We start from the raw sequence: 25,051 nt of genomic DNA, 5'->3' as shown, positions 1-25,051 counted from the left end.
CCATTTGATTTTTATTAAATAGATAAGATTCCTTACTATTGTATAAATAATATTTAATATTACTTTAGTATAATTAACTAAATTATTTAAAAGGAGTTAAGATGAGAAAAGTTATTGTAATATTGATGTTAGGTGCGTCATTTTTGTTTGCATCAATTAATTTACAAACAGCTACAAAAGAGGAGCTAATGAGTATAAAAGGAATTGGTGAGAAAAAAGCTGAAGCTATTATTAAGTATAGAAAAACAAATAAAATTAATAGTGCTGATGATTTAAAGAACATAAAAGGTTTTGGAAATTCTATTGTAACTAATGTGAAAAAGAATAAAACTGTAGCTAAAGCTGAGAAATCAAAAAAAGATATGAAAAAAGAGCTTAAAAAAGTTGATGATAAAAAACAAAAAGCTTCTAAAGAACTAAATAAAACAAAAAAGATTGATTCTAAAAAAGATGAGTTAATAAAAACTAAAAAATAAGTATTTGTAGGCTTTGCCTACAGTGCTTTTTAGTACACTTATGCTAAAATCTCTAAAAATATTATGAGGTTTTATTTTGAAATTCCCACCAAATAACCCTTGTCCTTGTGGCTCACAAAAAAAATATAAAAAATGCTGTAAAGTTTTTCATGATGGTACTTTGCCAACAAATGCATTAGAACTTATGAAATCAAGATATAGTGCATTTGCAGTACATAAAGCAGAGTATATAATTGCAACTACTCATAGTCAAAATCAAGATTTTACAAGTGATGTTTCAAGTTGGAAAAAAGGCATTTTAGATTTTTGTGAAAATACTTCATTTAATGGTTTAGAAATTATTGATTTTATAGATGGTGAGTTAGAGAGTTATGTGACATTTAAAGCTATATTAGAGCAAGCAAATCAAGATGCAACATTTACTGAAAAAAGTAGATTTTTAAAAGAGAATGGTAAGTGGTTATATGTAGATGGGAAATTTATTGATTAAAGGATAAATATGATAGTATTATTTTCACCAAGTGAAGCAAAACATAGTGGGGGAGAGAAAAAAAGTTTTTCAAAAGAATCTTTTTTATTTCCAGAGCTATTTGACAAAAGATTAGAAATAGTAAAAGCATACAATGAATATATTTTAAATAGTGATGATGAAAAACTTATGAAACTATTTGGAACTAAAAAAGCTGATGTAATAAATCACTATAAAAAAGATATATTTTCAAGTGATACAATGAAAGTAATCAAGCGATATGATGGGGTTGCTTTTGATTATGTGAAATATGATGAATTAAATACAAAAGAACAGAGTTATATTGATGAAAATGTGATAATATTCTCAAATCTTTTTGGACCATTAAGAGCAGGGGATAATGGACTTCCTGATTATAAATTAAAACAGGGTGAGAGCTTTGATGGTTTAAAAATTGAGAAGTTTTATAATGATAACTTTTCATTTATTATGGATGAGTATTTAGCGGGTGAGGATATTATTGATTTAAGGGCTGGATTTTATGAGAAGTTCTATAAATTAAAACAACCATATGTAACTATGAAGTTTATAAAAGATGGTAAGGTAGTTAGTCACTGGGCTAAGGCTTATAGAGGAATTATATTGAATCAACTTGCAAAAAATTCTATTAAAACTATTGATGAACTTATGAATTTAGAAATAGAAAATCTAAAAGTTGAAGAGATAAAAGAGACAAAAATAAAAAAAGAGATTGTATATAGTATTACAAATTAAAGGCCAAGTATGAAAAATGGTTTAGAGCATGCTTTAATCTTAGATAAAAAAGGTGGAGCAGTTGAAGTATCTTATGAAAAGTTAGATGAAATAGATTTTGAAAATAATTTAGTTTGGTTACATTTTGATTATTCTAGTGATGAGGCAGTTCAATGGATTACAAATAAAAGTGGCATTGATCCAATTGCTATTGAAGCACTTTTAACAGCTGAAACTAGACCTAGAACAACAATTTTAAATGAGTCATTACTTTTAGCTTTAAGGGGTGTGAATTTAAATCCAAACTCAAATCCTGAAGATATGATTTCAATAAGAATCTTTATAAATGAAAATCTAATAATCACTACTAAAAGAAGAGATTTACTTTCAGTTAATGATATAGTTGATTTTCTAAAGAGAAATGATGGTCCAAAATCTTCATCTGAATTTTTAGTAGAATTAAGTGATAGGTTAACAACAAGAATGCAAGGAACTATTGAAGAACTTGATGATAGAGCAGATGCTTTAGAAGAGATAGTTATGGACTCTAGTAATATTGAACTAAAAAGTGAAATGTCAAGTATTAGAAGAGAAGCCTTAACTTTAAGAAGATATTTATCTCCTCAAAAAGAAGCGATGTATAAATTATTACATGACAAAATAGTATGGATAAATGAGTACGAAAGAATTCAATTAAGAGAGATTACAGACCAACTTATTCGGTATATTGAAGAGTTAGACACAATAAAAGATAAGGTTAGTTTAATTCAAGAAGAGTTAGTAAATAAAATTAGTGAGCAAATGAATAATAAGATGTATTTATTATCAATTATTTCTGCAATTTTCTTGCCTTTAGGATTTTTTACAGGACTTCTTGGAGTAAATGTTGGAGGAATTCCAGGGACTGAGAATCCAAATGCTTTTTATATATTTAGTGGATTTTTAGTTGTTGTTGTGATATTGCAATTTATTTATTTTAGAAAGAAAAAATGGATTTAAAATGGAAAATTTAAAAACATCAGAAGAGTTAAGAGACTATTTTTTACAGATAATAGAAGATTTTAAAAATGATAACTGTGAAATACATCCATACGATTTAGCACAAGATTTAGCAAAACTTAGAGATATAAGTGATGAAGATTATGAGTTTATTTGTAAAAAAATGCCAAGTGATCTATTCGCTGAGATTCTTTGTGAAATGCCAAACTATGTTCAAGAAGAGATTAGCGAAGTTTTAAGTGATAGGAAAATTGCAAATATTACATCAAAAATGGATTCTGATGATGCTAGTATGCTTATTCACAATATTTCACAAAATGACGAAGAAGCTGCGCAAACTATTCTTTCCAAATTAGATGATGAAGATAAAGAAATCATTGAGAGATTAAACTCATATGAAGATGATGTTGCTGGTGCTTATATGCAAAGTGAGCTTTTTAAAGTTAAACTTGATGAAAATATAAAACAATCACTTTTAAGATTAAAAGAACAAAAAGAGAATGATGAATTAGATAATATTTTTCATGCGCATATAGTAGATGAAAATAATAAGTTTATAGGTTCAATTGGTCTTGAAGAGTTAATACTTTTTGATAGCAATCTAGATTATAAAGATATTCCAGAAGATAAATTTACTAATTTTTCCATAGTAGATAGTGAAGATATTAAAGAAGCAGTTGAAATGTTTACACACTATAATTTAAGTGCATTAGCAATTGTGGATGATAAGAATAAATTAGTTGGTAGAATTACACATGATGATATTCATGATATTATTCAACAAATAGATACAAAACAACTTTACTCACTTGCTGGTACTAATGATGAATCAGAGCAAGAAGAGAGTATGTATCTAATTGGTAGAAATAGAGCTTTATGGCTTGGAGTGAATCTAATCACAGCTATTTTAGCTTCAGTTGTAATTGGATTATTTGATGCAACTATTCAATCTCTTGTAGCACTTGCAGTACTTATGCCTATAGTTGCTTCAATGGGTGGAAATGCTGGAACACAGACACTAACAGTAACAGTTAGACAAATGGCTTTAGGTGAGATCTCTTATGAAGATGCAAAAAAGATTATATATAAAGAAGTAGTCATATCTTTAGTAAATGGTTTTATTTTCGCTTTTGTAATAGGAGTTATTGCATATCTTTGGTTTGATATTGCTCTTTTAGGAGTAGTAATAGCTATTTCTATGGTGATTAATCTATTTAGTGCAGGTTTTTTTGGTGCAGTTATTCCAATATTTTTACAAAAAAGAGGAATTGATCCAGCTATTGGTTCAACAGTGATTTTAACTACAGTTACTGATGTTGTAGGATTCTTTAGTTTTTTAGGCTTAGCAACACTAATTTTATTATAAAAGAGTCATTTATGACTCTTTTATTTCTTCTTTAGACTCTTTTTCTATAGTTTCTTCAAGTTCTTTTTTTATATGTACATCCATTTGAGGGAATGGAATCTCAATTTCATATTTATTTAGTGTTTCATAAATAAATACTAAAAAGTCAGAAATATTTGATGAATCAAGTCCTGCTTTATTTGTATTTGTATGAATCCAAACTAAAAGTTTAAAATCAACACTACTAGCACCCATACCTGTCATCCATACATTTGGTAATCGTGTTATATCATCTTTTATATAAACTAGATTACTTTTATCTAGTTCTTCTTTTATAAGATTAATCACATATTTTGCATCAGTTCCATAGGCAACTCCAAATGGAATATTTAATCTTCTAATATCATCACCAAATGTCCAGTTTGTAACATTGTTTTGCATTAAAGTTGAGTTTGGAATAATTACATCAATATTATCAAATGTTGTAATAACACTACTTCTCATATTGATTTGAGTTACTCTACCTTTTTTTTCTCCATCAATATCTATGATATTCCCAACTTGAATAGACTTTTCAAAGATTAGAATAATTCCAGAAATAAAGTTAGAAACAATGTTTTGTAAACCAAAACCAATACCAACTGAAAGCGCACCAACTAAGATTGTAAGTGATGATAAATCAATTCCAACAGAGTTTAGTGCAAATATAAATGTTAAAAATACTAAGAAATAAAACCCTAAGTTAGCAAGTAATGTTTTAGTTGCTTGGGAACTATTTTTTAAGTTTGCTTTTCCAATTTTTCTTTTATAAAAACTTGCTAATGAAAATCCAATAATAAAAATAAATAAGAATTTAGAAATATCAAGTATTGAAACCCCTTCTCCTAAAGGAATATAAGGCTTATTTACTTCATTCCAACCAAATTTTATTATATCAGTGAAGCTCTCTTTTGTATCGGCAAAAGTTGATTTTGTTATTCCAATATGAACTCTTGATAAATACTTCAATAATTCAGTTAATGAATCATAATTTACATTATTTGTTTTTAAAAATGAGATTAAATCATTATTTAAATCAAAATAAATAGAATCTTTTTCTTTTAATGGTTTTAATAATTCTTCAACTTTGTAAAAAATAATAGTATCAATTAGTTTGATTTTCTTATTTTCAATCTTTTCTAGTTCTTTTTTTGTATTTTCTATTTGTTTTTCATTTTCAGAAATTACAGCTTTATCTAAAAGCAAAGATAATCTATTTTGATCTTTAGATATAGAATCTAGTTCTTCTACAGATTTAGTGATATTTTCATTTAGTTTTCCATCTAAAGTAAATGTAGTAGTTTCAAGTGACTTAACTAATGATTCTTTATATTGATTTAACAATACTTCAAGTGTTTTTAGCTGATTTTTATCATTTTTATTTTCTAAAATATATAAAGCATATAAAAGTTGAGAGTTAGTAGTACTTATAAGCTCTTTATCATTTATTTTATTGATTTGATTTTCTAAAGTTTTTAACTTATTTGATTTCTCTTCTATATTTTGCTTTGTAACATTAAAAGATGAATTAATTTGTAAATAAGTTTTTACACTCTTTATAAAACTATTAGTATCTTTTATTTCTACTGGTTTTTCAAATTTTAATTTAGAATCAAAGTTTAACTCGTCACTTAATCTTTTCAACAACAATTTCTGGTAATCTATTTGCTCTTTTTGTTCACCTACTTCATTTGCAGATATTTTATTTAGTTGCTCAGTATAAATTTTTTGTAACTCTTCATTTGTATTATCAAACCAAGTTTTATCAATACTTATGGCAAAAAGTGTGTTAATAGATATAATTAATATTAATAAAAATTTCATTGCTTATCCTTTCTTGCGGAATGATACTATATTTTATATACGAAACTTCTAAAAAAGTTCTCTTTTATCTGTTTGTAAAATAACTACATCGCTATATATTTTCTTTTTAAATTTTTTATAAAGTACTATTTGAAGTATTATTCCAAACACTCCAATAATGCTTAAATATATAAATAGATAATTCATATTAACACTAAAATAGTCATAAATCATTGCTGTTAAACTTCCCATAACAATGGCTACAGATATCATAAATGATCTAATCATTAAGTAATCTTTTAATTCAACCTCTTCATCTTGCATAAAATCAACAGTATGTATTCTAGCTATCTCAAAGGTTATTCCTTGAATTGTAAATATTGTTAAAATTATATAAGTAAAAACTAATACTGAATATCCAAAAAATAGATAAGAAAAGATTTGAATAATATCTAAAAATATTGCAAATAAATAAATATTATAGATTTTAACATTTTTAAATAGAGGTTGAATAAAACCATCTAAGGCTCCAATTAACATATATAAACTTATCATAAAAACAGGAAGATATGTTCCTTCAAGTTTAGTGACAAAAGGAATTAGTGTCCAATCTATATATGTAATTATAAATAATACAATGGCTTGAATTTTCAAAAATTTAGATTTTTTTATTTCAATAAAAATTGAACTGTAGTTTTTTAAAGGCACTGTAGTAGCCCCTTTTTGTAAGATATATATTTTTCGGAATTATACTACAGATTCTTGATTTTTTTTCACAAAAAATAAAGAAAAAAATGCAATAGCAGAGAATATTGCACTATATAAAAATAAAAACTCTCCATAAACAACTCCAGATATATATGCACCAAAAAAACCACCTAGTCCATAAGCTACTCCGTACATAAACTGTTGTGCAAGTTTTTTATTTGAGTAAAGTGTGTAAAGATATATAATTACAGCACTATGATAAAGACCAAAAGAGAATGCATGAATACTTTGTGAAATGAAAGTAATAGATAATGAGTCAGGATATAAATATAATAATAACCATCTAAATACTGTAATACCTACACAAAATTTTATTATAGTAAGTAAATTGTTTTTTAAAATAGGACCTTGGAAATATAGCATTATAATTTCACATAAAACACCAAATGACCAAAGATAAGAAGTCATTTCTAAACTTACTTAACTTTCGCACGTTAAATTGATTAAAATTGTAGCTAAATCTCCCTAAAACATTACTCCTTTAGTTAATAATCTTATCCTTGTTGACATAAAAATAATTTAGTTGTTTTTCTATGATATTTTTCTATTTTGAACTCTCAATAAAGCCCTTAAATAGGCATTTTAGCTATAATATCTATTATATTAAAGGGTAAGAATGCAGATAGAATCTAAGATAATAAGCATATAAACGACAACTAAAAATCCAATTTATGAAACATTCGATATTAAATATGAAAACATTTTAACAAAGAGCAATTTTTCTAAAAAAGAGGGAGTTGCTGTTCATATGGTTGTATTACATTTGTATATATGCTAGTTATGAATAAAAAAATATCAACTTTATGGATCAAGTAATGATAGTTTAAAAAAGATGTATATTACGATACTTTCAATGCTCATAAATGGAGAAAACTATTATCCTTAGTTCTTTAAAGATTTTATCACTGCTTCATAAAGTCAAGATCAAAGCTAGTAAGAGTTCTTATACTTGATGATACTGTTGAAGATAAAGTTGGTAAAAATATAGAGGGAAGTTGTGACAACCTTTGGAGCAATAAAGCAAAGAGAAAAATCAGAGGTGTAAATGTTGTATCACTAAACTATAGTGATGGTTATTCAAATTTTATGTTGGACTTTGCAATTGCTATGAAAATTATGCAAGGGTAAAGATAGAAGAGTTTACAAATATTATTGATCATCGAACCAATGCACATAAGCGAAGATTGGAAAGCTTAAAAGGGAAATCACAAATTGCTATAGAGATGATTAAAAGAGCAGTAGCTAGTGGTATATATGCAGATTATCTGCTTGTAGATAGCTGGTATTCTAAACCTGTATTTATAGAAACTATGAATGAACTTGGATTGCAAGTCATTTCAAGAATGGTAAACAATGACAGGATATGGAATTTTACAGGAGAGAAAAAGACCCTTGATGGCATCTATAACAAATTTAAAAAGCTTAAATCTATCAAGATGGGTCAATATGGCAAAAAGATAAAGTTTGAGTATTTTTCAACCATAGTTGAACATAAAAAAGCTGGTAAATTAAAAATTGTTTTTATAAAAACAAAAGAGAATTTAATACCAATCGTATCAACCAATCTTATACTTAGTGATGAAGAGATTATAGATATTTATAAAAGACGATGGGATATAGAACAAGGGTATAAAGAACTTCGTGAACACTTTGGATTCGGAAAAGAAGAGAATCGAATCTATGAAGCTTTGATAGCCAGAATTACACTATCTTTTTTTACATACAATGTTGTTAGCTATATAAATCGTATCAGCAATGAACCTAAAACAATTGGTGGATTGTTTAAAGATTTAGAATGTGAACTTCATACTCTAGCAATAGCTATGCAAGCATTTTTAGCTATTTTAGATGAGATTGCAAAAATTGAAGAAGTTGTCAATAGAAATGAGGATTTTACAGCTATCATTGATCTATTAAGAGATGTGACTGGAAAATTGCTTGGTTTTAGGTGCGAAAGTTAAGTAAACTTATTCCATTATCTGTTTCATATATAGTAAAGAAATTGTAAAAACCACCAAAACTTACTTGCATTGCAAATAGACTTAGCCAAAATGGCCAATATTTAAAGAAAGAAAAAGGCTCTTCATTTATATTTTCTTCTTTATGTTCAATATCATATTTTAATAAAAGTAAGGCAAAAATCACAGTTAGAATATTAACAGCTAAGTAATAATGTATTGCTATAAATGGTTTAGTTAAAAATTGTCCTAGCATTAGTGCTATAACTGTAAAACCAATAGAGCCATATAATCTTGATTTTCCATATCTTTCTTTACCTAAATTTTTTATAGCAGTAACTTCTAAATATGGCAAAATTAGAGATAAGCAAGCAGCAAGTAAAGCATTATTAATTAAAAAAGCAAAAAAGTTTTCAATAGTTAAATAAAAAAATGAAGTAGCAACTATAGAAAAAAGTAGGGCACTTTTAAACATAGTTTGATCAAGTTTAATATGCTTTAAAAACATAAATGGAGTTGCAAATCTCATAAGAGGAGCAACAGCTAAAATAATACCAATATCAAAAGCACTGTATCCAATATCATGAAGTACCTTTGGTAAAAATATTACATAAACACCAACAGCAGCAAAATAAAAGAAATAAAAAGCTGAAAGGTTAAAAAACATTAGTTTTTATGTGGAATAATGATAGTGCTTGAAAATATATCTTGAATTGTTTTTTTATCTTTTCTAAAGAAGGGAGTAAACATTAAGAATATTGATATAACACTAAATGTAGTTATAACATACCTAATTAAGACTTGTATTACAGAAACTCTATTTTTTGTTTTACTATCTACAAGTTTTCCTTCGTATGCTCTAAGTCCAGGAGTTTGACCGTTTTTAAGCCAAAAAATTGAAATTATTAGGAAATGTACTATAAATATTATACTCCATCCTAAACTTCTATTTTGAGCAAACTCTTCACCACTACCCATTATTAAATAAATAACTATATAAAAAATGGGTGTTGTGATTAAGAATGTGTCAGTTAAAAAAGCTTTTAATCTTGAAGGGATAGTTGCTGATTCTATTGTTTCATCAAATTTTTTATGTGATTGATTAATCTCAATAGACTCTTTTTGAACTCTATTTTGTTTTACATCCCTCCATTTAGCCATTAGTTTCCTCTTGAACCTGGTTTGTATGCAATATCTTTAAAATCACATTCTTCAGGAGTATACATTTTAAATGTAAAGTCTTCTAATGCAAATAATGGTTTATCTAATGGTAATTTACAATTATCTTGTCTTTCTAAGTTACTACCAACTCTTGAACAGAAGCCTCTGTTTGCAAGTGCAGCATAAGCAACTATATTACCACCAGCATTTTCTACTTGTTTTGCAGCTTCAAGTGCACTTCCACCAGTTGTGATAATATCTTCACAAATAATGTAGTTTTCACCTTCTTGTACTTCAAAACCTCTTCTTATTGTCATTTCACCCTCTACTCTTTCAGCAAAGATAAATCTAACATCAAGTGCAGTTGCTAGTGCAAAACCTGCAATTAGCCCACCAAGTGCAGGAGAACAAACAGCATCAACTTTAATTCCTGATTCTTTGATTTGTTCTGCTAAAGCTTCAGCTAATAATTTAGCTGTCTTAGGGTCTTCTAAAACTTTTGCTGATTGTAAATAAAAGTTAGAGTAATTACCACTACTTAATTTAAAATGACCTTCAAGTAATGCATTTGCATCTTTATAAATTTGTTCTACATTCATTGTTATTATACCGTTAAAATTTCATTTTCTTTTGCTTTTAAAGTCTCATCAGCTTTAGCTACAAAAGAATCTGTAATTTTTTGAACTTCATCTTGAGCTTTTTTGCTCTCATCTTCAGTTATCTCTTTATCTTTTAATAAAGCTTTGATTTTATCATTAGAGTGTTTTCTTACATTTCTAATTGCAACTTTTGCATTATCAGTCATTGTTTTAGCTTGTTTTGCAGTCTCTTTTCTTTGTTCAACTGTCATTGGTGGAAAGAATAATTTAATTACTTCTCCATCATTATTCGGGTTTACTCCAATATTTGCATTTTGAATAGCTCTTTCAATATCACTTAAAAGATTCTTTTCCCATGGATTAATACTTATAGTTGTAGCATCAGTAGCTAATACTGAACCAACTTGATTTAAATCTGTTGGAGTTCCATAATAATCTATTTTAATTCCATCTAAGATATTTGTATTTACTTTACCTGTTCTTAAACTTTTGTAATCTTTCTTTAAAGCATCAATTGATTTTTCCATATGCTCTTTAGTATATGCATAAACTTCTTCTAACATTCATTCTCCTTTTTTAATTATATGATTAGTTTTTAATATTTAACTTCTTGAAATTTGAGGTAGATTATACCATTTTAACCTTTTATATTCTGCCTATATTAGATGGTATAATTATTGAATTTATTAAGTTTTTAAAGCATAGATTAATACTTCTGTACAAATCATTGCTAAATTTATTTATGTATCTAATAAGATAAAAATAAGATTTATAAAGAAGAAAGAGATATCTCATGTCTCTTTTTCTTTATATTAATTATTTTGTGGAACTGCTGGTACAGCTGGTGCTTCTGTAGTTGTAGAAGGAGCTACCGGTGCAGCAGGTGCAGTTGTCTTATTCTCAACTGGAGTTGAAGGAATTAGTGTCTCAGTTTTAACTGAGTCAATTGCACTCTCATTTCTTTCTTGATTATATAAATATCCTAATGCCACTGTATTAATTACGAAAACTAATCCTAATGCCATTGTAGCTCTTGATAAAAAGTTTGCAGGACCTTTTGCTCCAAATAGTGAGTCATTACTTCCACTATATGCTCCAAGTCCTATGCTTGAACTTTTTTGTAATAGGATGATAATTGTTATAAGTACTGCTAAAACAAACTGAACAATTAAAAGTGTAGATGTCATAATCTAGTTCCTTTTTTAAAAATGGTGCCTATTTTATCTAAAACTTATTAAGAAAAGGTTAAAATATACCTTATGTCAAATAAAAATCAATTTTCCAAATACGCAAAAGAGTACAACTCTCATAATATTATTCAACAAATTATAGCTAAATCATTAATTAGAGAATTAAAAACAAAACCAAAAAAAATTTTAGAACTTGGTTGTGGTTCAGGACAAGTTTTTAAACATATTGACTGGGAAATAGAATTTTATAAAGCAATTGACGCTTCTCAATCAATGTGTGATCTTCATCCAAAAAGCAATAATGTAGAAGTTAAGTGTTTTAACTTTGATACAGAAGAGTTTTTAAATGAAATTAAAAATGATAAATATGATATTGTTTTGTCTTCATCTGCACTTCAATGGTCAAAAGATTTATCAAAAATTATAAAAGTTTTATCAAATGTAACAAATGAAATTAATGCAGTGTTATTTACATCTAATACATTTAAAACTATTCAAGTTATTACAAATACAAAATCTCCTATATTAGATGAATTTTCTATAAAAGAAGCGTTCTCAAAATATTTTGAGTGTGAATTTGAAATTATTACTTATAAATTGGAGTTTGATAATAAAAAAGATTTATTTGATTACATAAAAAAATCAGGTGTTAGTGGTGAAAAATCACTTTCATATACAGATTCTAAAAAATTGTATAAAGAGTATAGTTTAAACTATTTAGAGTTTGAAGTAATTTTTGTTAAAACAGTTTCTAAGTTATAAAGTTCATATCTAATATATTTAAAGTTTTCACTATCTTCTATTGAAATTAGTTTTGTAAACTCTTCAAGTACTCTAGAACTCTCTTGAGCTCTTTTGAAATTTGCTATTAATATAGAGTATAAATCATCTCTATTTTGTTCACTTTTAATTGAACTTCTTAAAACGTCATTTGCAACATCTCTAGTTTTTAATAGTTCAGTATAATTATTAGTTCTAGCTTTATGTCTTAAATCTTTTAATTTTAAAGCAGTTTGTTTATCATTATATATGTATCTAAATATATCCTCTACTACTCGAATTCCTTCACGTAGTCTATTCAAATTAGCATCAATTAGTCTTAAATTATTTGAGTTCATATTATATATAGTAAGACTAACTCCAAAAGGAGTTAGTTTTTATTAGTTGTCACTGTTACTGTTCATAATTCCTAAAATCTGTAATAAAGATATAAACAGATTAAAGAAATCTAAGTAAAGTGATAATGCAGCTTCAACTGGAGAATCATAGTGACCTTTGATTATATTCTGTGTATCATATAAAATAAACGCAGAGAATAATAAAGCACCAGCACTTGCAATAATTAATTGCATCATAGAAGATTGAATAAAGATATTAGAAATACCTGCAACAATCATAATGATTAAAGCAATAAATAAAAATTTACCCATTGAAGAGAAATCTCTTTTAGTTGTCATAGCAAACATAGAAATTCCACCAAAGGCAACTGAAGTCATTAAGAACGCTTGTCCAACTATAGCTGCACCACTTGGCATTGCAAAAATTGCAGCTAATAATGGAGCAATTGTAAGACCTGTAATGAATGTAAATGCAAATAATACTGCTAAGTTAACACCTGGAGTATGCTTAACTCTAGGAATAACGAAGAAAATTAATGCAAGCTCTACTGCAAACAGAACCCATTTAACTGGACCCATTAATAATGAAACAATTCCTAATCCAACATATGCACCAGCAGTTGCTGATAATAAAGAACCAGCAAATAATTGATAAGTAGCTTTAAGGAAAGCCATCAATTCAGTTTTCGAAGATTCTTGTGTTGTATACTCAGAAGATTGATTCGAAAGATAATCTCTATTATACATCTTTAATTTCCTTTTTATATTTAAATTTATTTTGCGTAATTTTATTTAGTTACTCTTAATAATATCCTTAATTAAAATAAAGATATTAATTTCACTCTTAATATTAAAGCATAAAGGTAAATAGATAGTTAATAAGTATTAAAACTAAACAAAAGGAATAAAAAACCCAATAGAAACAGAGTAAAAAGGTGGGAAAGGGAGGAATTTTAAAATTTAAGTTAAATTTAAGCATAAACCCCTTGACAAAGGGTCAAGAATCTATTATAATTCCCGTCCAAATTGACTGAGACACATCAAACGGAAGAGAGATGAGTTGAGAGTTAACGATCTTTAAAAAGAAATAAAGTTTAAAGAAGAGTAATCTTTATAAACTGAATATTATCAATAAGATAATTAAATAAATGTTAAATAAAAAAACAAGAATAAAAATTCTTGTCTATTAAATAGAATGTAAAAATTTTATTTTTAGCTTTAAGCTAAACAATGAGTGATAATTTTGTAACTAAAATTGCAGTACTCTGAAAAAATGCAAATTTTTTTAGAATGCAAAGTTACATAAAGTTGTCAGTTTCAAACACTTTATGGAGAGTTTGATCCTGGCTCAGAGTGAACGCTGGCGGCGTGCTTAACACATGCAAGTCGAACGAGAACGGGTATTAGCTTGCTAATACTGTCAGCTAAGTGGCGAACGGGTGAGTAATATATAGGTAATGTGCCTTGAAGAAGGGGATAACAGTTGGAAACGACTGCTAAGACCCTATATGCCTTTAAAACAAAAGTTTGCAAGGGAAATATTTATAGCTTCAAGATCGGCCTGTACAGTATCAGTTAGTTGGTGAGGTAATGGCTCACCAAGACAATGACGCTTAACTGGTTTGAGAGGATGATCAGTCACACTGGAACTGAGACACGGTCCAGACTCCTACGGGAGGCAGCAGTGGGGAATATTGCACAATGGGGGAAACCCTGATGCAGCAACGCCGCGTGGAGGATGACACATTTCGGTGCGTAAACTCCTTTTATATAGGAAGATAATGACGGTACTATATGAATAAGCGCCGGCTAACTCCGTGCCAGCAGCCGCGGTAATACGGAGGGCGCAAGCGTTACTCGGAATCACTGGGCGTAAAGAGCGTGTAGGCGGATAGATAAGTTGGGAGTGAAATCCTATGGCTCAACCATAGAACTGCTTCCAAAACTGTCTATCTAGAGTATGGGAGAGGTAGATGGAATTTCTGGTGTAGGGGTAAAATCCGTAGAGATCAGAAGGAATACCGATTGCGAAGGCGATCTACTGGAACATTACTGACGCTGAGACGCGAAAGCGTGGGGAGCAAACAGGATTAGATACCCTGGTAGTCCACGCCCTAAACGATGTACACTAGTTGTTGTGAGGCTAGACCTTGCAGTAATGCAGTTAACACATTAAGTGTACCGCCTGGGGAGTACGGTCGCAAGATTAAAACTCAAAGGAATAGACGGGGACCCGCACAAGCGGTGGAGCATGTGGTTTAATTCGACGATACACGAAGAACCTTACCTGGTCTTGACATAGTAAGAACTTTCCAGAGATGGATTGGTGTCTGCTTGCAGAAACTTATATACAGGTGCTGCACGGCTGTCGTCAGCTCGTGTCGTGAGATGTTGGGTTAAGTCCCGCAACGAGCGCAACCCTCGTCGTTAGTTGCTAACAGTTCGGCTGAGAACTCTAACGAGACTGCCTACGCAAGTAGGAGGAAGGTGAGGACGACGTCAAGTCATCATGGCCCTTACGACCAGGGCTACACACGTGCTACAATGGGGTATACAAAGAGCAGCGATACGGTGACGTGGAGCAAATCTCAAAAATATCTCCCAGTTCGGATAGTAGTCTGCAACTCGACTACTTGAAGTTGGAATCGCTAGTAATCGTAGATCAGCTATGCTACGGTGAATACGTTCCCGGGTCTTGTACTCACCGCCCGTCACACCATGGGAGTTGAACTCATTCGAAGCAGGGATGCTAAAGTAGCTACCTTCCACAGTGGATTCAGCGACTGGGGTGAAGTCGTAACAAGGTAACCGTAGGAGAACCTGCGGTTGGATCACCTCCTTTCAGAGAAAGAGTTAAGATTCGTTTCTTAACTCGAAACATTTATAGAAAAACTAATTGATATATTCAGTTTATAAAGATTATGAGAATAATCTTGTGATATTTAAAAACATAATGTTAAAGTCTTAAAATTTTTCTAGCGAATATTTATAGCGATATAGATATAAGTTAATAAAGAAACAATTTAAAACACAACTATATTTATTAAATGTAAATTTAATAAGATAGTAGCCAAGGAATAATTATTCAAAAAATAGTAGAAATACTATTAAGAAAAAAGGTAGCTTAGTTTACTAAGTTATTTGAAAAGCTATTAAGGGCTAATGGTGGATGCCTAGACTGTAAGAGGCGATGAAAGACGTACTAGACTGCGATAAGCTTTGGGGAGCCGTCAAGAGGCATTGATCCAGAGATTTCTGAATGGGACAACCCAATATAGTGCGAGCTATATTATCCTTTCGAGGAGGCAAACCTGGTGAAGTGAAACATCTCAGTAGCCAGAGGAAGAGAAATCAATTGAGATTCCGTCAGTAGCGGCGAGCGAACGCGGAATAGGGCGCATACATTTAGCATATTAGATAGAAGAAGTATTTGGAAAGATACACCATAGAGAGTGATAGTCTCGTATTTAAAATCTTTTATGTGGAACTAAGGTATGGAACGAGTAGGTCGGAACACGTGATATTTTGACTGAATATGGGGGGACCACCCTCCAACCCTAAATACTACTTACAGATCGATAGTGAACAAGTACCGTGAGGGAAAGGTGAAAAGTACTCCAGCGAGGAGAGTGAAATAGAACCTGAAACCATTAGCTTACAATCATTCGGAGCCCTATGATTTATCAGGGTGACGGACTGCCTTTTGCATAATGAGCCTGCGAGTTGTGGTATCTGGCAAGGTTAAGTCAAGTACGAAGCCGTAGCGAAAGCGAGTCTTAATAGGGCGAAATAGGGTCCCCATTAAGAACTTTATGTTCTTAATGGGTTCCCTTAGTCAGATGCTGCAGACCCGAAACGAAGTGATCTATCCATGAGCAGGTTGAAGCTGGTGTAAGAGCCAGTGGAGGACCGAACCGATGGGCGTTGAAAAGTCCCCGGATGACTTGTGGATAGGGGTGAAAGGCCAATCAAACTTCGTGATAGCTGGTTCTCTCCGAAATATATTTAGGTATAGCCTTGCGTAGTAGCATATAGGGGTAGAGCACTGAATGGGCTAGGGCTGCTTACCGCGGTACCAAACCCTATCAAACTATGAATACTATATGTGTAATCGCAGGAGTCAGGCGTAGGGTGATAAAATCCTATGTCGAGAGGGGAACAACCCAGACTAACAGCTAAGGTCCCTAAGTTACATCTAAGTGGAAAACGATGTGGAGTTACTGTGACAACCAGGAGGTTGGCTTAGAAGCAGCCATCCTTTAAAGAAAGCGTAACAGCTCACTGGTCTAGTGATTCTGCGCGGAAAATATAACGGGGCTAAGATGTACACCGAAGCTTTAGATTCAATTTTTAATTGAGTGGTAGGAGAGCGTTCTATTCAGCGTAGAAGATGTACCGGTAAGGAGCGTTGGAGCGGATAGAAGTGAGCATGCAGGCATGAGTAGCGATAAAAGAGGTGAGAATCCTCTTCGCCGAAAACCCAAGGTTTCCTACGCGATGCTCGTCATCGTAGGGTTAGTCGGGAACTAAGTCGAGTCCGAAAGGGGTAGACGATGTCAAATTGGTTAATATTCCAATACCAACATATAAGCGCGATGTGGGGACGCATAGAGTTAATCGAGCTCACTGATGGAATAGTGGGTCGAAGGACGTAGGTTGATACTTAGGCAAATCCGGGTATCGTTAGACCGAGATCTTACAGGCTCTTGACGCTCTTCGGAGATGATAGAGAATCGATGATACTGTCGTGCCAAGAAAAGCCACTAAGTATATTATATGTTGCCCGTACCGTAAACCGACACAGGTAGGTGGGATGAGTATTCTAAGGCGCGTGGAAGAACCCTGGTTAAGGAACTCTGCAAACTAGCACCGTATCTTCGGTATAAGGTGTGCCTACTTTGGTATAGAGACTTGCTCTCAAAAGCTAAAGAGGTTGCAACAAAGAGTCCCTCCCGACTGTTTACCAAAAACACAGCACTTTGCTAACACGTAAGTGGATGTATAAGGTGTGACGCCTGCCCGGTGCTCGAAGGTTAATTGATGATGTTAGCATAAGCGAAGCATTTGATCGAAGCCCGAGTAAACGGCGGCCGTAACTATAACGGTCCTAAGGTAGCGAAATTCCTTGTCGGTTAAATACCGACCTGCATGAATGGCGTAACGAGATGGGAGCTGTCTCAACCAGGGATCCAGTGAAATTGTAGTGGAGGTGAAAATTCCTCCTACCCGCGGAAAGACGGAAAGACCCCGTGCACCTTTACTACAGCTTGACACTGTAGCTTGGATATTCATGTGCAGGATAGGTGGGAGGCTTTGATTACTAGACGCCAGTAGAGTATGAGCCATCCTTGAGATACCACCCCTGAATATTTGAGTTACTAACTGCGAGGAGTTATCCTTCTTCAGGACAATGTCTGGTGGGTAGTTTGACTGGGGCGGTCGCCTCCTAAAAAGTAACGGAGGCTTACAAAGGTTAGTTCATGGCGGATGGAAATCGCCAGTTGAGTATAATGGCATAAACTAGCTTGACTGTGAGACATACAAGTCGAACAGAGACGAAAGTCGGTCATAGTGATCCGGTGGTTCTGTGTGGAAGGGCCATCGCTCAAAGGATAAAAGGTACGCCGGGGATAACAGGCTGATCTCCCCCAAGAGCTCACATCGACGGGGAGGTTTGGCACCTCGATGTCGGCTCATCGCATCCTGGGGCTGGAGCAGGTCCCAAGGGTATGGCTGTTCGCCATTTAAAGCGGTACGCGAGCTGGGTTCAGAACGTCGTGAGACAGTTCGGTCCCTATCTTCCGTGGGCGTAGGAAAGTTGAGGAGATTTGTCCCTAGTACGAGAGGACCGGGATGAACGTACCACTAGTGTACCAATTGTTCTGCCAAGAGCATCGTTGGGTAGCTACGTACGGATGTGATAAGAGCTGAAAGCATCTAAGCTCGAAGCCAACTCCAAGATGAACTTTCCCTGAAGATCCCTCGAAGACTACGAGGTTGATAGGCTGGATGTGTAAGCGTTGTAAGGCGTTTAGCTGACCAGTACTAATAGATCGTTTGGCTTTTTTTATAAATTTCTTGGTTTACTATCTTATTAAGTTTACTTAATAAACAGTGTAAAATTGTAAAGCGTTACCTTGAAAAAATGTCAATTTTTTTAAGAGCTTAAGACTTTAACATTATCTTTACACTCAAGACTATCTTGATGTGAGTAAAGAGTATACTTTATAAGTATCTTCTTTACTCATATTGCTGGTGGTTACAGAGAAGTGGAAATACCCAGCTCCATTCCGAACCTGGAAGTCAAGCACTTCATCGCTGATAATACTGCACCTTTCAGGTGTGGAAACGTAGGCCGCTGCCAGCTCTTGAGTTTACAAATAGCCTATCTAAGCATTCTTTTTTAAGTCTGTTTAGGTAGGCTTTTTTTTAGCAGCTTTTTTATTAATTCTGCTATTCTCTTTTTTATTCCCTTTTTTACTATTTAGTCTTACATTTTTATTTAGTTTATTTCCTATTGCTTTCTACTATTTTTTATTATAATTGATTATCAATATGAATCTTTATTGAATTTTATACCTAGATTAAATCTTAATCCGAACTTTGGTTTGAAATTGTCTTCATATCTATAATAATTCTCTGGAATAATATCACTATACAGCCATGATTTAAAATAGTGTCTATATTTAACGCTAATGCTATTTCTTTTTATTCTTAGGTTACTATATTCATTATTTATATTTGTCCCTATTTCATAGCTTATTAGATCTTTATTACTAACTCTTTGATTTAGAGTTAGTTTTTTAGACTATATATTGAGGTTAATACTAAAAACTAAAGCGAATGCATTACATGAAATGCAGATTTCTTACTAATATAAACTAGTAAAAATCTTATTTTTGATTAAATTTAGCTTAAATTTCCTAAAAAAACAAAAAACCCCTTGACAAAGGGTCAAGAATCTATTATAATTCCCGTCCAAATTGACTGAGACACATCAAACGGAAGAGAGATGAGTTGAGAGTTAACGATCTTTAAAAAGAAATAAAGTTTAAAGAAGAGTAATCTTTATAAACTGAATATTATCAATAAGATAATTAAATAAATGTTAAATAAAAAAACAAGAATAAAAATTCTTGTCTATTAAATAGAATGTAAAAATTTTATTTTTAGCTTTAAGCTAAACAATGAGTGATAATTTTGTAACTAAAATTGCAGTACTCTGAAAAAATGCAAATTTTTTTAGAATGCAAAGTTACATAAAGTTGTCAGTTTCAAACACTTTATGGAGAGTTTGATCCTGGCTCAGAGTGAACGCTGGCGGCGTGCTTAACACATGCAAGTCGAACGAGAACGGGTATTAGCTTGCTAATACTGTCAGCTAAGTGGCGAACGGGTGAGTAATATATAGGTAATGTGCCTTGAAGAAGGGGATAACAGTTGGAAACGACTGCTAAGACCCTATATGCCTTTAAAACAAAAGTTTGCAAGGGAAATATTTATAGCTTCAAGATCGGCCTGTACAGTATCAGTTAGTTGGTGAGGTAATGGCTCACCAAGACAATGACGCTTAACTGGTTTGAGAGGATGATCAGTCACACTGGAACTGAGACACGGTCCAGACTCCTACGGGAGGCAGCAGTGGGGAATATTGCACAATGGGGGAAACCCTGATGCAGCAACGCCGCGTGGAGGATGACACATTTCGGTGCGTAAACTCCTTTTATATAGGAAGATAATGACGGTACTATATGAATAAGCGCCGGCTAACTCCGTGCCAGCAGCCGCGGTAATACGGAGGGCGCAAGCGTTACTCGGAATCACTGGGCGTAAAGAGCGTGTAGGCGGATAGATAAGTTGGGAGTGAAATCCTATGGCTCAACCATAGAACTGCTTCCAAAACTGTCTATCTAGAGTATGGGAGAGGTAGATGGAATTTCTGGTGTAGGGGTAAAATCCGTAGAGATCAGAAGGAATACCGATTGCGAAGGCGATCTACTGGAACATTACTGACGCTGAGACGCGAAAGCGTGGGGAGCAAACAGGATTAGATACCCTGGTAGTCCACGCCCTAAACGATGTACACTAGTTGTTGTGAGGCTAGACCTTGCAGTAATGCAGTTAACACATTAAGTGTACCGCCTGGGGAGTACGGTCGCAAGATTAAAACTCAAAGGAATAGACGGGGACCCGCACAAGCGGTGGAGCATGTGGTTTAATTCGACGATACACGAAGAACCTTACCTGGTCTTGACATAGTAAGAACTTTCCAGAGATGGATTGGTGTCTGCTTGCAGAAACTTATATACAGGTGCTGCACGGCTGTCGTCAGCTCGTGTCGTGAGATGTTGGGTTAAGTCCCGCAACGAGCGCAACCCTCGTCGTTAGTTGCTAACAGTTCGGCTGAGAACTCTAACGAGACTGCCTACGCAAGTAGGAGGAAGGTGAGGACGACGTCAAGTCATCATGGCCCTTACGACCAGGGCTACACACGTGCTACAATGGGGTATACAAAGAGCAGCGATACGGTGACGTGGAGCAAATCTCAAAAATATCTCCCAGTTCGGATAGTAGTCTGCAACTCGACTACTTGAAGTTGGAATCGCTAGTAATCGTAGATCAGCTATGCTACGGTGAATACGTTCCCGGGTCTTGTACTCACCGCCCGTCACACCATGGGAGTTGAACTCATTCGAAGCAGGGATGCTAAAGTAGCTACCTTCCACAGTGGATTCAGCGACTGGGGTGAAGTCGTAACAAGGTAACCGTAGGAGAACCTGCGGTTGGATCACCTCCTTTCAGAGAAAGAGTTAAGATTCGTTTCTTAACTCGAAACATTTATAGAAAAACTAATTGATATATTCAGTTTATAAAGATTATTTAAAATAGGTAATAGGGGCCTATAGCTCAGCTGGCTAGAGCGCTCGACTGATAATCGTGAGGTCCCAGGTTCAAGTCCTGGTAGGCCCACCATTAAATAATCTGTAAAAAAAGATTAACTCAGCATATATGGGGATATAGCTCAGCTGGGAGAGCGCCTGCCTTGCACGCAGGAGGTCAGCGGTTCGATCCCGCTTATCTCCACCATATACCTATAAAACTTAATATAAGTTCAAATATATTTGGATTTATATTAGGTTTTAAACCTAAGAATTACTAGAGATGGTAATACGATATTTAAAAACATAATGTTAAAGTCTTAAAATTTTTCTAGCGAATATTTATAGCGATATAGATATAAGTTAATAAAGAAACAATTTAAAACACAACTATATTTATTAAATGTAAATTTAATAAGATAGTAGCCAAGGAATAATTATTCAAAAAATAGTAGAAATACTATTAAGAAAAAAGGTAGCTTAGTTTACTAAGTTATTTGAAAAGCTATTAAGGGCTAATGGTGGATGCCTAGACTGTAAGAGGCGATGAAAGACGTACTAGACTGCGATAAGCTTTGGGGAGCCGTCAAGAGGCATTGATCCAGAGATTTCTGAATGGGACAACCCAATATAGTGCGAGCTATATTATCCTTTCGAGGAGGCAAACCTGGTGAAGTGAAACATCTCAGTAGCCAGAGGAAGAGAAATCAATTGAGATTCCGTCAGTAGCGGCGAGCGAACGCGGAATAGGGCGCATACATTTAGCATATTAGATAGAAGAAGTATTTGGAAAGATACACCATAGAGAGTGATAGTCTCGTATTTAAAATCTTTTATGTGGAACTAAGGTATGGAACGAGTAGGTCGGAACACGTGATATTTTGACTGAATATGGGGGACCACCCTCCAACCCTAAATACTACTTACAGATCGATAGTGAACAAGTACCGTGAGGGAAAGGTGAAAAGTACTCCAGCGAGGAGAGTGAAATAGAACCTGAAACCATTAGCTTACAATCATTCGGAGCCCTATGATTTATCAGGGTGACGGACTGCCTTTTGCATAATGAGCCTGCGAGTTGTGGTATCTGGCAAGGTTAAGTCAAGTACGAAGCCGTAGCGAAAGCGAGTCTTAATAGGGCGAAATAGGGTCCCCATTAAGAACTTTATGTTCTTAATGGGTTCCCTTAGTCAGATGCTGCAGACCCGAAACGAAGTGATCTATCCATGAGCAGGTTGAAGCTGGTGTAAGAGCCAGTGGAGGACCGAACCGATGGGCGTTGAAAAGTCCCCGGATGACTTGTGGATAGGGGTGAAAGGCCAATCAAACTTCGTGATAGCTGGTTCTCTCCGAAATATATTTAGGTATAGCCTTGCGTAGTAGCATATAGGGGTAGAGCACTGAATGGGCTAGGGCTGCTTACCGCGGTACCAAACCCTATCAAACTATGAATACTATATGTGTAATCGCAGGAGTCAGGCGTAGGGTGATAAAATCCTATGTCGAGAGGGGAACAACCCAGACTAACAGCTAAGGTCCCTAAGTTACATCTAAGTGGAAAACGATGTGGAGTTACTGTGACAACCAGGAGGTTGGCTTAGAAGCAGCCATCCTTTAAAGAAAGCGTAACAGCTCACTGGTCTAGTGATTCTGCGCGGAAAATATAACGGGGCTAAGATGTACACCGAAGCTTTAGATTCAATTTTTAATTGAGTGGTAGGAGAGCGTTCTATTCAGCGTAGAAGATGTACCGGTAAGGAGCGTTGGAGCGGATAGAAGTGAGCATGCAGGCATGAGTAGCGATAAAAGAGGTGAGAATCCTCTTCGCCGAAAACCCAAGGTTTCCTACGCGATGCTCGTCATCGTAGGGTTAGTCGGGAACTAAGTCGAGTCCGAAAGGGGTAGACGATGTCAAATTGGTTAATATTCCAATACCAACATATAAGCGCGATGTGGGGACGCATAGAGTTAATCGAGCTCACTGATGGAATAGTGGGTCGAAGGACGTAGGTTGATACTTAGGCAAATCCGGGTATCGTTAGACCGAGATCTTACAGGCTCTTGACGCTCTTCGGAGATGATAGAGAATCGATGATACTGTCGTGCCAAGAAAAGCCACTAAGTATATTATATGTTGCCCGTACCGTAAACCGACACAGGTAGGTGGGATGAGTATTCTAAGGCGCGTGGAAGAACCCTGGTTAAGGAACTCTGCAAACTAGCACCGTATCTTCGGTATAAGGTGTGCCTACTTTGGTATAGAGACTTGCTCTCAAAAGCTAAAGAGGTTGCAACAAAGAGTCCCTCCCGACTGTTTACCAAAAACACAGCACTTTGCTAACACGTAAGTGGATGTATAAGGTGTGACGCCTGCCCGGTGCTCGAAGGTTAATTGATGATGTTAGCATAAGCGAAGCATTTGATCGAAGCCCGAGTAAACGGCGGCCGTAACTATAACGGTCCTAAGGTAGCGAAATTCCTTGTCGGTTAAATACCGACCTGCATGAATGGCGTAACGAGATGGGAGCTGTCTCAACCAGGGATCCAGTGAAATTGTAGTGGAGGTGAAAATTCCTCCTACCCGCGGAAAGACGGAAAGACCCCGTGCACCTTTACTACAGCTTGACACTGTAGCTTGGATATTCATGTGCAGGATAGGTGGGAGGCTTTGATTACTAGACGCCAGTAGAGTATGAGCCATCCTTGAGATACCACCCCTGAATATTTGAGTTACTAACTGCGAGGAGTTATCCTTCTTCAGGACAATGTCTGGTGGGTAGTTTGACTGGGGCGGTCGCCTCCTAAAAAGTAACGGAGGCTTACAAAGGTTAGTTCATGGCGGATGGAAATCGCCAGTTGAGTATAATGGCATAAACTAGCTTGACTGTGAGACATACAAGTCGAACAGAGACGAAAGTCGGTCATAGTGATCCGGTGGTTCTGTGTGGAAGGGCCATCGCTCAAAGGATAAAAGGTACGCCGGGGATAACAGGCTGATCTCCCCCAAGAGCTCACATCGACGGGGAGGTTTGGCACCTCGATGTCGGCTCATCGCATCCTGGGGCTGGAGCAGGTCCCAAGGGTATGGCTGTTCGCCATTTAAAGCGGTACGCGAGCTGGGTTCAGAACGTCGTGAGACAGTTCGGTCCCTATCTTCCGTGGGCGTAGGAAAGTTGAGGAGATTTGTCCCTAGTACGAGAGGACCGGGATGAACGTACCACTAGTGTACCAATTGTTCTGCCAAGAGCATCGTTGGGTAGCTACGTACGGATGTGATAAGAGCTGAAAGCATCTAAGCTCGAAGCCAACTCCAAGATGAACTTTCCCTGAAGATCCCTCGAAGACTACGAGGTTGATAGGCTGGATGTGTAAGCGTTGTAAGGCGTTTAGCTGACCAGTACTAATAGATCGTTTGGCTTTTTTTATAAATTTCTTGGTTTACTATCTTATTAAGTTTACTTAATAAACAGTGTAAAATTGTAAAGCGTTACCTT

At 34.2% G+C, this 25,051-nt stretch carries 17 protein-coding genes, 2 tRNA genes and 5 rRNA genes; 14 read left to right on the top strand and 10 right to left on the bottom strand.

The genetic code is table 11. The features are described from left to right. The first annotated feature begins 101 nt into the window (after nucleotides 1-101). The 5 genes from APAC_RS12870 (at nucleotide 102) to mgtE (ending at nucleotide 4,063) form a co-directional block, all read left to right on the top strand. Complete coding sequence (locus tag APAC_RS12870) at nucleotides 102-476, top strand: ComEA family DNA-binding protein (RefSeq protein WP_130234488.1); 375 nt, start codon at nucleotides 102-104, stop codon at nucleotides 474-476. Between the two features lie 76 nt (nucleotides 477-552). Continuing rightward, nucleotides 553-966 (top strand): YchJ family protein, encoded by a 414-nt coding sequence (locus APAC_RS12865; protein WP_130234487.1) that lies wholly within the window; start codon nucleotides 553-555, stop codon nucleotides 964-966. 9 nt (nucleotides 967-975) lie between these two features. Further along, on the top strand, nucleotides 976-1,719 hold the full coding sequence (locus APAC_RS12860) for a YaaA family protein (RefSeq protein ID WP_130234486.1): 744 nt from the start codon (nucleotides 976-978) through the stop codon (nucleotides 1,717-1,719). Nucleotides 1,720-1,728: 9 nt separating this feature from the next. Beyond that, nucleotides 1,729-2,697, top strand: a complete 969-nt coding sequence (locus tag APAC_RS12855; RefSeq protein WP_130234485.1) for a zinc transporter ZntB — start codon at nucleotides 1,729-1,731, stop codon at nucleotides 2,695-2,697. 1 nt (nucleotide 2,698) lies between these two features. After that, nucleotides 2,699-4,063: a magnesium transporter gene (gene mgtE / locus APAC_RS12850; RefSeq protein WP_130234484.1), complete on the top strand. Its 1,365-nt coding sequence runs from the start codon at nucleotides 2,699-2,701 to the stop codon at nucleotides 4,061-4,063. 9 nt (nucleotides 4,064-4,072) lie between these two features. Here the strand turns inward: mgtE and APAC_RS12845 are convergent, their stop codons facing one another. From APAC_RS12845 to APAC_RS12835, 3 genes are read right to left on the bottom strand one after another with little or no spacing between them, the layout of a single operon-like run. Further along, the gene (locus APAC_RS12845) at nucleotides 4,073-5,905 is read right to left on the bottom strand and encodes a mechanosensitive ion channel domain-containing protein (protein ID WP_130234483.1); all 1,833 of its coding nucleotides are present in this window, start codon (nucleotides 5,903-5,905) and stop codon (nucleotides 4,073-4,075) included. A gap of 48 nt (nucleotides 5,906-5,953) precedes the next feature. After that, nucleotides 5,954-6,592, bottom strand: a complete 639-nt coding sequence (locus APAC_RS12840) for a hypothetical protein (RefSeq protein ID WP_130234482.1) — start codon at nucleotides 6,590-6,592, stop codon at nucleotides 5,954-5,956. 39 nt (nucleotides 6,593-6,631) lie between these two features. Then, on the bottom strand, nucleotides 6,632-7,060 hold the full coding sequence (locus APAC_RS12835) for an MFS transporter (RefSeq protein ID WP_130234481.1): 429 nt from the start codon (nucleotides 7,058-7,060) through the stop codon (nucleotides 6,632-6,634). A gap of 722 nt (nucleotides 7,061-7,782) precedes the next feature. On the opposite strand from APAC_RS12835, the gene APAC_RS12830 reads away from it, so the two are divergent. Continuing rightward, on the top strand, nucleotides 7,783-8,613 hold the full coding sequence (locus APAC_RS12830; RefSeq protein WP_130234480.1) for a transposase: 831 nt from the start codon (nucleotides 7,783-7,785) through the stop codon (nucleotides 8,611-8,613). On the opposite strand, the gene APAC_RS12825 is transcribed toward APAC_RS12830, so the two are convergent. The 5 genes from APAC_RS12825 to secG form a co-directional block, all read right to left on the bottom strand. Beyond that, nucleotides 8,597-9,277: an MFS transporter gene (locus APAC_RS12825; protein ID WP_130234479.1), complete on the bottom strand. Its 681-nt coding sequence runs from the start codon at nucleotides 9,275-9,277 to the stop codon at nucleotides 8,597-8,599. The two genes, APAC_RS12830 and APAC_RS12825, sit on opposite strands and share 17 nt — an antisense overlap. Beyond that, on the bottom strand, nucleotides 9,277-9,771 hold the full coding sequence (locus APAC_RS12820; RefSeq protein WP_130234478.1) for an RDD family protein: 495 nt from the start codon (nucleotides 9,769-9,771) through the stop codon (nucleotides 9,277-9,279). Before APAC_RS12820 ends, APAC_RS12825 begins: the two co-directional genes overlap by 1 nt. Continuing rightward, nucleotides 9,771-10,370, bottom strand: coding sequence for an orotate phosphoribosyltransferase (gene pyrE / locus APAC_RS12815; protein ID WP_130234477.1), 600 nt, complete (start codon nucleotides 10,368-10,370; stop codon nucleotides 9,771-9,773). Before pyrE ends, APAC_RS12820 begins: the two co-directional genes overlap by 1 nt. A gap of 5 nt (nucleotides 10,371-10,375) precedes the next feature. After that, entirely contained in the window at nucleotides 10,376-10,933 is a 558-nt protein-coding gene (gene frr, locus APAC_RS12810) for a ribosome recycling factor (RefSeq protein ID WP_130234476.1), read from the bottom strand. 249 nt (nucleotides 10,934-11,182) lie between these two features. Next, nucleotides 11,183-11,557: a preprotein translocase subunit SecG gene (gene secG / locus APAC_RS12805; RefSeq protein ID WP_130234475.1), complete on the bottom strand. Its 375-nt coding sequence runs from the start codon at nucleotides 11,555-11,557 to the stop codon at nucleotides 11,183-11,185. A 72-nt stretch (nucleotides 11,558-11,629) separates the two neighbouring features. On the opposite strand from secG, the gene APAC_RS12800 reads away from it, so the two are divergent. Next, nucleotides 11,630-12,322, top strand: coding sequence for a methyltransferase domain-containing protein (locus APAC_RS12800; RefSeq protein ID WP_130234474.1), 693 nt, complete (start codon nucleotides 11,630-11,632; stop codon nucleotides 12,320-12,322). On the opposite strand, the gene APAC_RS12795 is transcribed toward APAC_RS12800, so the two are convergent. Further along, nucleotides 12,274-12,678, bottom strand: a complete 405-nt coding sequence (locus APAC_RS12795; protein ID WP_130234473.1) for a thiamine-phosphate pyrophosphorylase — start codon at nucleotides 12,676-12,678, stop codon at nucleotides 12,274-12,276. The genes APAC_RS12800 and APAC_RS12795 overlap by 49 nt on opposite strands. Before the next feature lie 42 nt (nucleotides 12,679-12,720). Beyond that, a complete protein-coding gene (locus tag APAC_RS12790) occupies nucleotides 12,721-13,425 on the bottom strand; it encodes a Bax inhibitor-1/YccA family protein (protein WP_130234472.1) in 705 nt (234 codons plus the stop codon). Nucleotides 13,426-14,003: 578 nt separating this feature from the next. On the opposite strand from APAC_RS12790, the gene APAC_RS12785 reads away from it, so the two are divergent. The 7 genes from APAC_RS12785 (at nucleotide 14,004) to APAC_RS12755 (ending at nucleotide 24,982) form a co-directional block, all read left to right on the top strand. Beyond that, nucleotides 14,004-15,520 (top strand): 16S ribosomal RNA (locus APAC_RS12785). 300 nt (nucleotides 15,521-15,820) lie between these two features. Beyond that, nucleotides 15,821-18,748, top strand: a 23S ribosomal RNA gene (locus APAC_RS12780). A 181-nt stretch (nucleotides 18,749-18,929) separates the two neighbouring features. Next, nucleotides 18,930-19,045, top strand: a 5S ribosomal RNA gene (gene rrf, locus APAC_RS12775). A gap of 915 nt (nucleotides 19,046-19,960) precedes the next feature. After that, nucleotides 19,961-21,477: ribosomal RNA gene (locus APAC_RS12770) — 16S ribosomal RNA — on the top strand. Between the two features lie 97 nt (nucleotides 21,478-21,574). After that, nucleotides 21,575-21,651 (top strand) — tRNA-Ile (locus tag APAC_RS12765). Nucleotides 21,652-21,689: 38 nt separating this feature from the next. Continuing rightward, nucleotides 21,690-21,765: transfer RNA gene (locus tag APAC_RS12760), tRNA-Ala, on the top strand. Between the two features lie 290 nt (nucleotides 21,766-22,055). After that, nucleotides 22,056-24,982: ribosomal RNA gene (locus APAC_RS12755) — 23S ribosomal RNA — on the top strand. The 16S, 23S and 5S rRNA genes sit together here with 2 tRNA genes alongside, the layout of an rRNA operon. Nucleotides 24,983-25,051 lie beyond the last annotated feature (69 nt).

This window comes from Malaciobacter pacificus (assembly GCF_004214795.1).
Classification (GTDB): domain Bacteria; phylum Campylobacterota; class Campylobacteria; order Campylobacterales; family Arcobacteraceae; genus Malaciobacter_A; species Malaciobacter_A pacificus.
The sequence above is the reverse complement of the archived record's forward strand: the minus strand, read 5'-3'. Positions and strand labels throughout refer to the sequence as shown.

Bases quoted from the DNA above. Each gene is read 5' to 3' on its own strand.
- APAC_RS12870 (WP_130234488.1), top strand. From the start codon at position 102: ATGAGAAAAGTTATTGTAATATTGATGTTAGGTGCGTCATTTTTGTTT.
- APAC_RS12860 (WP_130234486.1), top strand. From the start codon at position 976: ATGATAGTATTATTTTCACCAAGTGAAGCAAAACATAGTGGGGGAGAG.
- APAC_RS12855 (WP_130234485.1), top strand. From the start codon at position 1,729: ATGAAAAATGGTTTAGAGCATGCTTTAATCTTAGATAAAAAAGGTGGA.
- mgtE (WP_130234484.1), top strand. From the start codon at position 2,699: ATGGAAAATTTAAAAACATCAGAAGAGTTAAGAGACTATTTTTTACAG.
- APAC_RS12845 (WP_130234483.1), bottom strand. From the start codon at position 5,905: ATGAAATTTTTATTAATATTAATTATATCTATTAACACACTTTTTGCC.
- APAC_RS12835 (WP_130234481.1), bottom strand. From the start codon at position 7,060: ATGACTTCTTATCTTTGGTCATTTGGTGTTTTATGTGAAATTATAATG.
- APAC_RS12825 (WP_130234479.1), bottom strand. From the start codon at position 9,277: ATGTTTTTTAACCTTTCAGCTTTTTATTTCTTTTATTTTGCTGCTGTT.
- APAC_RS12820 (WP_130234478.1), bottom strand. From the start codon at position 9,771: ATGGCTAAATGGAGGGATGTAAAACAAAATAGAGTTCAAAAAGAGTCT.
- pyrE (WP_130234477.1), bottom strand. From the start codon at position 10,370: ATGAATGTAGAACAAATTTATAAAGATGCAAATGCATTACTTGAAGGT.
- frr (WP_130234476.1), bottom strand. From the start codon at position 10,933: ATGTTAGAAGAAGTTTATGCATATACTAAAGAGCATATGGAAAAATCA.
- secG (WP_130234475.1), bottom strand. From the start codon at position 11,557: ATGACATCTACACTTTTAATTGTTCAGTTTGTTTTAGCAGTACTTATA.
- APAC_RS12800 (WP_130234474.1), top strand. From the start codon at position 11,630: ATGTCAAATAAAAATCAATTTTCCAAATACGCAAAAGAGTACAACTCT.
- APAC_RS12795 (WP_130234473.1), bottom strand. From the start codon at position 12,678: ATGAACTCAAATAATTTAAGACTAATTGATGCTAATTTGAATAGACTA.
- APAC_RS12790 (WP_130234472.1), bottom strand. From the start codon at position 13,425: ATGTATAATAGAGATTATCTTTCGAATCAATCTTCTGAGTATACAACA.